At 35.6% G+C, this 10971-nt stretch carries 13 protein-coding genes and 1 riboswitch; all 13 genes read right to left on the minus strand.

Annotated features, from left to right (window positions below):
• Positions 1–8: 8 nt before the first annotated feature.
• Positions 9–332, minus strand: a complete 324-nt coding sequence (locus ACH6C1_RS17480) for a DUF6018 family natural product bioysynthesis protein (protein WP_374079367.1) — start codon at positions 330–332, stop codon at positions 9–11.
• 247 nt (positions 333–579) lie between these two features.
• Positions 580–1779, minus strand: a complete 1200-nt coding sequence (locus tag ACH6C1_RS17485; RefSeq protein WP_374079370.1) for a DUF5677 domain-containing protein — start codon at positions 1777–1779, stop codon at positions 580–582.
• A gap of 308 nt (positions 1780–2087) precedes the next feature.
• Positions 2088–2885 carry a hypothetical protein gene (locus ACH6C1_RS17490; RefSeq protein ID WP_374079373.1) on the minus strand — a complete coding sequence of 266 codons (798 nt, stop codon included), beginning with the start codon at positions 2883–2885 and terminating at the stop codon, positions 2088–2090.
• Positions 2886–3188 carry a hypothetical protein gene (locus ACH6C1_RS17495; protein WP_374079376.1) on the minus strand — a complete coding sequence of 101 codons (303 nt, stop codon included), beginning with the start codon at positions 3186–3188 and terminating at the stop codon, positions 2886–2888.
• Positions 3188–3490: a hypothetical protein gene (locus tag ACH6C1_RS17500; RefSeq protein ID WP_374079378.1), complete on the minus strand. Its 303-nt coding sequence runs from the start codon at positions 3488–3490 to the stop codon at positions 3188–3190. Before ACH6C1_RS17500 ends, ACH6C1_RS17495 begins: the two co-directional genes overlap by 1 nt.
• Positions 3491–3556: 66 nt before the next feature.
• Positions 3557–4114 carry a hypothetical protein gene (locus ACH6C1_RS17505; RefSeq protein ID WP_374079380.1) on the minus strand — a complete coding sequence of 186 codons (558 nt, stop codon included), beginning with the start codon at positions 4112–4114 and terminating at the stop codon, positions 3557–3559.
• Positions 4115–4326: 212 nt separating this feature from the next.
• Positions 4327–4635, minus strand: coding sequence for a hypothetical protein (locus tag ACH6C1_RS17510; protein ID WP_374079383.1), 309 nt, complete (start codon positions 4633–4635; stop codon positions 4327–4329).
• A 130-nt stretch (positions 4636–4765) separates the two neighbouring features.
• Positions 4766–4848: riboswitch (cyclic di-GMP riboswitch) on the minus strand.
• Positions 4839–5087, minus strand: coding sequence for a helix-turn-helix domain-containing protein (locus ACH6C1_RS17515; RefSeq protein WP_217324322.1), 249 nt, complete (start codon positions 5085–5087; stop codon positions 4839–4841). (Overlaps the previous riboswitch by 10 nt.)
• Positions 5088–5362: 275 nt before the next feature.
• Positions 5363–5662: a hypothetical protein gene (locus ACH6C1_RS17520; RefSeq protein WP_374079385.1), complete on the minus strand. Its 300-nt coding sequence runs from the start codon at positions 5660–5662 to the stop codon at positions 5363–5365.
• Positions 5663–5820: 158 nt separating this feature from the next.
• The gene (locus ACH6C1_RS17525; protein WP_374079388.1) at positions 5821–8391 is read right to left on the minus strand and encodes a PKD domain-containing protein; all 2571 of its coding nucleotides are present in this window, start codon (positions 8389–8391) and stop codon (positions 5821–5823) included.
• Between the two features lie 363 nt (positions 8392–8754).
• The gene (locus ACH6C1_RS17530; protein ID WP_374079391.1) at positions 8755–9693 is read right to left on the minus strand and encodes a hypothetical protein; all 939 of its coding nucleotides are present in this window, start codon (positions 9691–9693) and stop codon (positions 8755–8757) included.
• 10 nt (positions 9694–9703) lie between these two features.
• Entirely contained in the window at positions 9704–10375 is a 672-nt protein-coding gene (locus tag ACH6C1_RS17535; protein WP_374079394.1) for a sortase, read from the minus strand.
• A 59-nt stretch (positions 10376–10434) separates the two neighbouring features.
• On the minus strand, positions 10435–10971 hold a 537-nt coding region (locus ACH6C1_RS17540; RefSeq protein WP_374079396.1), incomplete at its 5' end, for an LPXTG cell wall anchor domain-containing protein.

Below are 10971 nucleotides of genomic sequence, written 5' to 3' on the forward strand. Positions count from 1 at the left end.
TGCTCCTCTCAATCTACATCGAAAAAGAATTCGATGAATTTTTGGATTGTATTTTTTATACTACGTCTCTCTGCAGCGGCACCTATACGATATTCTGTCTCACCTTTAAATCTCCATATAACTTTCTTTTGATGGACCTTTTCTAAAGCTGAGATAAATTTCAATGCTTCCTGGAGCGCCTCTTTTTTATTACGCGTCTTACAGCGATAGAACTTTCTTTGGCCACCTTTGTAAATGTACTCAATTTGAGCTCTTGCCTTCATAACCCGTTCGATCCTTGCTAAGCCATTATTTCTTACTGTTGCACTTGATTTTGCTGTGTTGCTTCCCATGTTTAAAACATCCTTTCTGAAGATAGTTTATATAAAACGCAAAAAAGCGCTCTTCAGAATCTATTAAATACACTAATGTGTAGACAATAGCTCCAAAGAGCGCGTTACGTTTCATAATAAGGTTAATTAGATCACCGCGAACCAGTAATGGTTGCTTTAAAATATAAAAAATAACTTAATACATATAGTTTACTATGAATATTTATTTTTAACAATGAGAATCACTATACCTAACAAAAAAACAAATCTACTTTTCGAGTTCATAGAGCAAGAATGATTCATCAAATTTGTTCTTAGCATTAATCTGAAACTCTTCAAATTCTTTTAGATTAAATTCTATATTATGTTCTAATAGGAAGTCATCGCTTCCTACATTTATCTTACTTAAAAATACTCCTTCTATAGAGAAATTCACTATAGGGGAATTTTTATCTCTTAACTTCAAATATATTTCCGGAGCATAACCAAAACCTGCTCTAGCTGACTTTGTATTGGTGGTAAAAAACTCAATTGGGAAGTCAAAGAGCGTAATTGTTGTGACTTTCTCAGACATCATAGTAATTACAATTGCTTGTAACTCAAGCTTTCTTAATAAAGTGAACTGTGATAGGATTTCATTAATTTTATGTCTATCAATGTATCTGTTCTTTGTAACTTCTAATTGTGCAGGTAGCCTTTTATCCAGTTGGATAAAAGAGTCATATGCATCTTTGTAAATAATTGTTTGTTTATAGTTTTCTATATTCTGAATGCCTATGTACCTTTCAATAAACTCAATTGATAAGGCATCAGACATTAATGTCTCTGTCCGAGAATAGATTTCTTCATCCCTCAACAATATAGGTATAGGATCTATGCATAATCTGAATACTGCTATCGCTCCTATACACTGTTCCAAGAAAGATTCAAATTCTTTAATGACGGTGGTTTGATCTCTTCCTCTATTTAAGATGTGATTTCTCGAAACATAAAAGGTATCGAATCCTTGCTTATGAACATATTTATTTAGTCGCTTTTTCGTTTCATTTATTTCATTAAAGAAATCGCTCATTTTTTCTTTTACATCTAAGAATAATTTTTTATGTTTTTCCAAAAAATCTGCCATTTTCTTGTACATCGGGAAACTACTTTTATTCTTCCACTTAAGTAGCTCTTTATCTCGCCGCGTATTGTCTTGTTCAGACAGATAGACCATTGTTAGTGCAACCTCGAGAGATTGTCTTAAGGTATAATATGCACTATCGAAATACCCCATTTCAAATAATGTTATTGCATTTGAAATCAGTTGAACAGACTCCATTAGAAAAGAGTTGGCTATCTGAAATACATCAATTCTACTTACAAAACAATTATTTAGTTCAAAAAGATCTGAATAATACTCATCTTTTTTATTTATTTCTAGTGGAATCAAGTTACTTTTTTCTTGTTGTTCAAAAAAATTCAACACTACCTTCGCCCCCTTGGCCAGCATGAACAAATCGTTAAAAAAATGCTCTAGTTCTTCACTATTACCAAAATGTACAGAAACTAATTTGATTGTCTCAAACTTACAATATCCATACAAGATATTCTTAGAATCAGTATGTTCTTATTAAATATTAACCATTCTCTTGATCTTTTCATTTCTTATTCATTGATAAAAACAGGCTTCTCCTACCTCTCTAATTATTAATAATCTGTAGCAATAGATTACTAATAGTTTTGTGAGCACAAAAAATAGCGAAGATATGTATCAATCTTCGCTACTTTTTATTTTTAGCTAATTCTCGAAGCTAATTCTTTCCTTACTTTCTCTTCATCCTCTAAAGACATAATCATAAAATCAACTCTTACATTCTCAACATACTTAAACTGATCTAGGTCACTCTTCTTTATTGACCCCTTTAACATCAGATCATTTAGTTTTTCAGTTTTCGGTATACCATAATTAATTAATACATCCGGTCCGAAATCTTTAAATATCTCTTCATTCTCATATTTAGGCTTATTATCCTTTATGATAACTGAACCATATTTGTATGAAAGTTTGCGGTGCTCTCTTAGTAAGGAGCACGATTGCATTTCTTGTTTAACGGATCCATATTTGTCTTCTAGTTGCTTATATTCTCTATTAATCATATTAAAGCTCAATAGATGCTCTTTTATTGTTCCTTGGCTTATAGTAATCGGGCTTTTAAGTAGCTGCTTCCCTATCTTATTGAAATAAGGAACGACTGTACAATCGCCTGGAACTTTATAATCCATTAATTGTTCAGCCATAAAAAGGTTGTCTTTTAAAAGAGCGTGATCAAGCTCAACAACACCTTTCAAATAACCTAAGTCATTCAGATAAGTATTAAGAGCAACAGTATCTATTTTACTGACTTGCTTAGGTACAAATTTTGCAACCATACCTTGTTTTATAAATTCATGCCTTTTAACTTCTGAATTTATCAACTCTTCCTTAACTACATTTTTAATCTGTTCGAGGTGACGCTTCTTTGTTTTAAGCTGAATATACATACCGCTTTCAACGAGTTCTTGCATCATATCTGCTGCAGTCATTTTTTTCATTTATAGTACTCCTTCCTGAAGCATTTCTTGCCTCTGCCTTACTAACTCCAGGTACTGTTCTTCATTGTTACAAATACAATGGTCAATCCCAAGCAAGTAGCCATCTAATTTCACAGCATCAGCAGCTTTAATGTTAGCTATGTGCTCATTAAGGTTATTTTCAAATTCCGCCTCGTCTTCATCATTATCAGGTTCAGAGTTATTCCAAATACTAATTAAAGTATCCTTTGCTTCTTCCAAGCTGCATACTCTACGATCATCCAAATCCTGCAAGTCCACGAGGATATATAATTTGTCTCCCATCAAATCTCATCTCCTAAACTCTTGTTTTTCTTGTGGTCATACCATTTCCAACTGTCATTCCATAACTGGTGTATTGCAGCTGAAGTTTTTTCATCAAAATAATTACGTAAATCCATCCAATCGTCTGTCTCCCATATAAGATCATTTAAATCGAATATCATATGATCTTGAGGTGTACTCCAAGCTACAATTGCTTCTTCATTTATTGTTATGGATTTTATCTCTGCATGGCCCCTTACGCTAATGTGTAGCACCATACATCTGCCTCCTGTATTAAGTAACTCTGAATTTTTTATAATCATCTTAAATTTCCTCCCATAAAAAATAGCCTTAAGAAAATTTTCTTAAAGCCGCCTCTAATCTATTTTTTAAGCATAACTCTGATCCAAGATTGTCAGCAGACTCAAATCATCGTTGATATCTAGCTGTTTCCCTAAATCTTCTATGAGCTGTAGGGTTTCATATACCTTGAGTTTTTTTCCTGGAATGGCTCTTTTTTGTATCAACATTTGATTTAAACCGACTACGAAATATGCTCCATCTTTACAGAACATACCTCTTGGATCAATTGTCTTGTGTTTATTGCTTTTCTCTAACTCACGCAACATTCTATCTACTTTGTCTTGGTCCTTATACTGTAATTCAACACCTGTTACTATAGGAGATGCCCAGCCTAGAACCATATCAAATATATATGAAGTTGCTTCAGCACTCGCATTTGAGTACACTCTAATCGCGGATAGTCCATTCTTAGGTTGTGAGTTGAAAGGACAAATCTCAAAACTTATATCATCAGCCTGCACAAAATAACTCTTAGTTCGCTGATCATAGCTTACACCGGCTAAACCCCTCTTAATTTCATTCATACTTTGATTGATAAACACCGTAATTACGAAAATATCATCATTTTCGCCCCATTTTTTCATTACAAGCATCCTCTCTTAATATTAGTTATTAATACATGAACTCATGAATCACCCCCTAAAAGGCATAAAAAAAAGCCTTTGGGTTTGGTTTTTTAATGTAAAAACCAAGCCCAAAGGCTCTTTTCTAATTTGTAAACACAGCTAATCGCAATACGATTGCAATAAAAATTAAGATAATATCTTATAGCTGAATTATAACAGAGATATAATTGTTAGTTCAATCCATAATTAAACAGATCAGAGTTGTTATTTGCTAAATCATCAAATTGAATTTGATCCAATTCGATAACGTGTTCAATTACTTTTTCTGTTGTTAGTGACTCACTTACTTTTGAATTCAATTCGTTAATTTTAAGTTCTCTTGAATCAGTTTTATAAACTTTCATACCTTCTAATATATCTTGTTCAGAATCTCTAATCTCGCTAGACAAAGTTACTAATTCAACATATTCCTCTTTATTTAACATAAAGTATGTACGTTTATACAGAAGTCTGGTTTGCTTATTTGCTCCAATTAACATTACGAGAACACCTTCCCTTTAAAATGTTTTAATTCCCCTAATATGATTTATTTAATCGTAATACATAATTAATAGCACCGTTGTAAGATTTCATAATTTAATTTTGAAAAAAAAATAACCTTCTTTTAGCTAAAGAGAAGGTCGGTTGCACTAGTAGCTCCAGGTTGCATAAGTGCCCATATACATCAACCTTTCTTCGCTCCCTATAAATCCTTATCGTCGGTAAGTACCCTGTAACGCAGCAGTTCCGACATATGAACGCCCAGTGCAACAGATAATCTATATATGTTTAGTAGTGAAACATTTCTCCGGCCGCGCTCTATGTCACTGACATATGTACGATGTAATCCACACATTGCTCCAAGTTCTTCTTGAGACAAGCCTTTTTGTATCCTTAATTGCTTCACAATAATGCCTAAGCCTTTATATAGCGCCTTTTCAAGTTCTTCCATAAGCAAATGATAGTATACCCATAAAAGTACTTCTACAGACTATAAGTTACATCCGGTTTCTTAAAAGGAATATTTTTGTGTTAATCTACAACTTGTAGTAATTTTATCACAGTTTTATTCCAAAAGATAGAAAATAAAGTTCTGGTTGATTGTTAAATAGTACAATTTGTTATTGACTTTCCTAAGCAACAGAAGTTATTAATTTGTTTATTGGTAATAATCAGAAACAAAATGGACTCTACACCAAAACGGTGCAGAGTCCATTTGATATAAATTCAATCAGCGTAGACAGATGATTGTCCTGTTGCTTTATGCTTCTCCCAAGCGTACACTAGGCTTGAAAAAGTCCTCTCGATATGAACAGGATCTTCACTTGCATTAGAGCCTAAGAAATCGTTGCCAGCGTCAAATGTCTCATGTCGCACTGCATAATTTTCTGGGTTCGCTTGCGCTTCATCAAGTGACACAACCAAGACTTGGCCATCCTTAGTCACTACAACACTGCTGTCAATAGTATCATCTGCAGAAGCAATTACATCAATTAGTTCTTGTTTAGTGAACGGGATATCACTCATGTTTTCTAGCTCCTTTGTAAGTGGTAGGATGTTGCCCTTTGTATACGAATAACTAGTACTAAAGATTCAATATTTTTTCAGAGAAGAAACCCGCCATTACATTAAACAATAGCGGGTTTGCACTTTTAACGCTCCTAAAATGGTAGAAATGCTGCTAGTTAGAAGCTTTTATGGAATTTCAGAACATCATATACGTCTCCTATGATATTTACTGTAACTGTATCAGTCTTTACAACACCATTAGCATAGGTAACAACAAATTCGAATGTAGCTTCTCCTTCTCTCAAGGCTGTAGATCCTTTCAAGAAGTTTTCTTCATACAATTCGCCGCTAGCTACAGTATCTGTATCCATTTGCATTTTAACAGTTTTTCTGAATAGGCTGCTATTCTCCTGGTAGCCTTTAAACCTAGACTCAATGTTTGTGACAGGATAAGGTGATGTATTCGCTTTTAGTACGAATGCTTCACCAGAATAGAAATCTTCAGGCTTGTTGCCCAGTTCCTGATGAATTTCATTCCATTTGTCCGTGTGCTCTACAAATCCTTCCAGAGTTAAGGCTTTTACTACAATTACAACTGGAACTTCCACTTTGTCAAAACCATCATCTACAATGCCAATAAAGGTATAGTCATCTTTTTCTACCTTATCGATTGTATAACATGAGCTTTGACCGCTCTTCATATCATTCTCTTGAAGTACAGATTCTAGAGTTCCATTTCCTTTTTTCATCTTCAATTCGATGTCTAATGGATCATTATCTTTGTCGGTAGGCTTCAAGCATATAGATACTTTATCTCCTTCATACACTGTTGATGGAGTATAAGTAACTGTTAATTCCGGAAGATTGTTCTTAATTGTAACAGTCTCAGTTTCGCTATCCTTAGCGCCATGTTCATCTGTCACAGTTAACCTTACTTCGTATTCGTCAACGCTTTTAAAAGTGAACGCAGGATTTGCTTCTGTACTCATCTTAGTCCATTGTTCTGTTCCTTTTATACGATACTCATAGAGATACGTAAGCTTATCATTTTCTGCATCAGACGACTTATCAGTGAATTTAACTGAATCGATACGAGTGGCGGGGTTTGGATTTATTGTGAAGTTTGCTTCAGGAGCAATATTTTCGATCTTCACTTGCTTTGTAATACTATCCGTATCTCCTTCTGTATCTGTCACAGTTAATCTTACATCGTAGGTGCCAACTTTAGGGAACTTATATGAATGGTCAGCTTCTGTACTTATAGTGGACCAATTCTCGGTACCTTGAAGCTTGATTTCATATTTATAAGTTAGCTTATCACCTTCTGGATCACTCGATTTATTCTTAATGTTAACAGTTGTAAGTCTGTTTGTCGGATTAGGTGTGGCATCAAAATCAGCAATTGGGTTGAGGTTATCAACCTGCACAGTAACAACCTCTGTATCAGAAGCACCATCAACATCAGTTACAGTCTGTCGTACCTCATAAGTACCCACTTGAGGGAACTTGTATGATGTATCCTTATCATCGCTAAGTTTCGTCCAAGAACTGCTGCCCTTTAATCGAATTTCGTACTTATGTGTTATTGAGTCTCTATCCGTATCACTAGCATTGGACTTTATTTGCACAGTTTCCAGTCGCGTCGTTGGGTTTGGTCTGGCCGTAAAACCCGCTTCTGGTGGTCTGTTCTTTACATCGATTTCCCTTTCATAAGTATCACTATTATACTTATCAGAGACTGTAAGTTTTATCTTCCACTTACCTTTAACATCGAGTACTTTTGTGGGATTCTTTGAAGTAGAAAACGATATGTATCTACTTAAGTCTGGTCTTGTGTACTCCCATTTGTAAGTAAGCTTATCATTTTCGGGATCACTCGATTGATCGGTAAACTTAACCTGAGTATCGTTATAAACGGTACTTGGGCTATATTTGAACTTTGCCGAAGGAGGTTCATTTGGAATATAGGACAGTCTTGCTTGCTTACCTAAGAAAAACCAGTAAGCAGATGCTGCCCATCTCTTTTTATTGTTTTCTTCAGGAGCATTCACTGCATACCATACAGCTGTTTGACTTTCATCGGAATCCACACTAGTGTATGTACGATTTGTAGTGAAATACTTACCACGGATGGAAGCACTAGCTTTCTGGCGTGGTTCTGTTCTTCTTAGTACATTCGTTCCAATCATCTCTAATTTGTTAGCATCAATACCGCTTGATAGTGATATTTCTCCTTCCGCGAACTCTCGATTAGAAAAGTTAAAAGGCAAGTTCAATGTGGTATAGACAATGTGATTATCTACTCTTTTCACAATGTATAGTGCCCAATCCTTTTCCTTACGATTATCCGGAAATAACTCATCTAATGGAAGGTATGCATCAAACCCAACACCATCGTAACGCATGTTACAGTCATACTGATTATCCTTATTCGTTGCATTTGCAGAACACTCATTCCAAACACCGGACCCCTGATTGTTGTACTCTAGGTCTTCTGTTGCACTTAGATTTTTCTGAAGAGTACCATATACTTTTACGTCCTTCCCCCCAACTTCTTGTGCAACTATATACGTTTCTTGATTTGATTTTGTATGTTTCTTGTGACCGAACAGAACAGCCCATCCTTGGAAATTAACATATTGACGTTTTCCTTTACCGAAATCTTTACTGACAATCTGAAATCCTCCAGATGTGTACTTATGAGAATAGACATCATAAGCAAGAGATTTCCCACTTGTAGCTGGCATAGCCTTATCCCCATAGTTTTTAATCCATCCGTTTTTAACACTCGATTCTACATCATAAGGTGAGTTTGCTGCATACACTTCATTATCATGAACTGTAAAAACAATAACGAATGACATAAGCAAGATTAGAGTTAGAATTATTTTTTTCAGAGGAAACGCCTCCTTTCTATGGTGCTAGAAGAATAGCTAAGTACCTTCCGCGTTAACAGTAAGTAATATAAGATTGTTGATCATAAAAAAACCTCCTTAAAACAGAAAAAGGCCTAAATAGGCATGTATAACATGTCTATTTAGGCCTTATGCCTTGTCTTATTAAGTTACTTTTATTTTATATTTTTATTTCCTTTTAAGCAATGGTGCAATCTATTTAACTCTCTTTTTTCTTTTCCAAGTAAGTACAGCTGTTGTCGCAATTACTGCAAGTACAATAACTGCAGCTATCCACCAAAAACTATTACTTCCTTTGTCCTCTTCGGTACTTTTTACTTTATCATTTTTGGCTTCACTAGCAGCGAATTCATTTAACTGCTTATCTTCATCTACGTCTTTATCTTCTTTATTCTCTTTTTCTTTATCAGTATCCTTATCGTCAGATGCTTTATCTGTAGTAGAAGCTGTCTCTTCTTTATTTTCATCTTTATTAGATGCCTTTTCTTCAGTGCCTACATTAGTAGAGATGTCAATCTCATCATTAGTTGAATCAGAAGCTTTTGCTACACTATCAGTTGATCTCTCAGTTGATGTGGATGCAGAACTTGAATCTGATTTCGCAGCTGATGAATCTGCTTCTGTATTACTTGTTGAATTTGATCCGGCTACCGGCTGGGACTGTTGCTTGGTTTCTTGATTTGATTTCGGGTTACTTTCTGTTTTATTCTCTACCTTCGGTTCAGGTTTCGGCTCAGGTTTCGGCTCAGGTTTGGGTTCTGGCTTCACCTCTGGCTTAGGTTCAGGTTTCGACTCGGGCTTAGGTTCGGGTTTTGGTTCTGGTTTCGTGTTCGTCAGCTTGGTATAAACTGTGAGTTTAACCTCTTCAGATTGACCCGGAACTACAACATTAAACTGTTGACCACTGTGGCTAATATCTTGACGAATTAATCCTGAGATAATAAAGTGGTTGTCACCATAATACCCAACGATTAACCCATTACATACCCCAGAAGCATTTGCACCCGTAGCATAACTTGTATTCTTCGATGAATCAATTGTAATTTGACAGCTAGCAGCTGCTAAACTATCCATTGGTTTTACTAGAAACGAAAATAATAAGATGATTAGCATAAATCGTATTGTATTCTTCATGACGCGCTCCTTATGAGTTTAATTTATCCCACATATCTTGGTTAAATCCTTCAGTTTGAACAAGTTCAGCTATCACAACTGTTCTGTAAGTATCATCAGTACTTTCACAAGTTAGAAGGGTAATCTCGTTATGACCTCGATCGTCTAAAATACTTACTTCTGTTTCGTGAATAGTTCTCTTCTCGGTAACTACAAACTTATAAGTTTTGTTGGAATCAGTGGTGTATACTTCATCGCCGTCTTCTAACTGCTCTATGCGGCTAAAAAACAATGATTTGTCTTTCATGTTGTGAGCAGCGAGTGTGTAATTTCCCTCTCCCATAACGTCTCCTGGAATTACAGTAGCAGCTCCTCTGTTTAAATGTTCATCTGAAGCTCCTTCGAATATAGCTAACTCAATCTTCAAAGAAGGAATTGCTACAATTCCTGACGTAGAATTTTCAACAACTTTGATACTTTTTAAGTTACCACCATCTTCATCATTATCTTTATTCTCTGTGGGCAGTAAGACCACTGGATCAGCCTGCGGTTCTTTCAGAGCTTGTTCCAGGGCATCATGACTATCTCGGTTGAGTTCCTTATATTCATCACTCGCCCGTTGGCCAAGATAGATATTATATCCTCCTATTAGAAACAGAGTTATAATGCTTATCCATACCAACCATTTCATATACTTCTTCATCTCAGGACCCCCTATAGTAAAAAAAGGGAAAGACTAATGTCTCTCCCTTTTTCGGTTAGTTATTTTTTCAAGAATGTTTTTCTAGAAGCAAACAACATCGCTCCTGCTGCAGCTACAGTAACAAGAATAATTCCGATTAACGTGTTATGAGATGATTTATTATCATCGCCCGTTTGCGGAAGTGTCTTCTCTGTATAATTGCTGCTTGAAGTTTCAGAAGCAGTTGTTTTAGCATCTGTTACTTCATTGGAGTCGTCTTGTTTAGTTACTTCACCGTTGTTGTTCTCTGTAGTATTAGTTTCTTTCACTTGCTCTTCATTAGATGAAGTAGGAGTTTCAGAATCATTGTCTACAGGATTAACTACTACTGTGGAATCTTCATTTGAAGAATCTGGAGTAGTAGAGACTGGTGTGTTAGGATCCACGACTGGAGTTTCTGACTCTGTTGGTTCTTCAACCGGTGTTTCCGGAGTAGTTGGCTCTTCAACTGGAGCTTCTGGCTCTGTTGGTTCCTCAACTGGTGTTTCCGGAGTAGTTGGCTCTTCAACTGGAGCTTCTGGCTCTGTTGGTTCCTCAACTGGTGTTTCCGGAGTAGT

Source organism: Terribacillus sp. JSM ZJ617, assembly GCF_044383785.1.
In the GTDB taxonomy this organism is placed as follows: Bacteria; Bacillota; Bacilli; order Bacillales; family Amphibacillaceae; genus Terribacillus.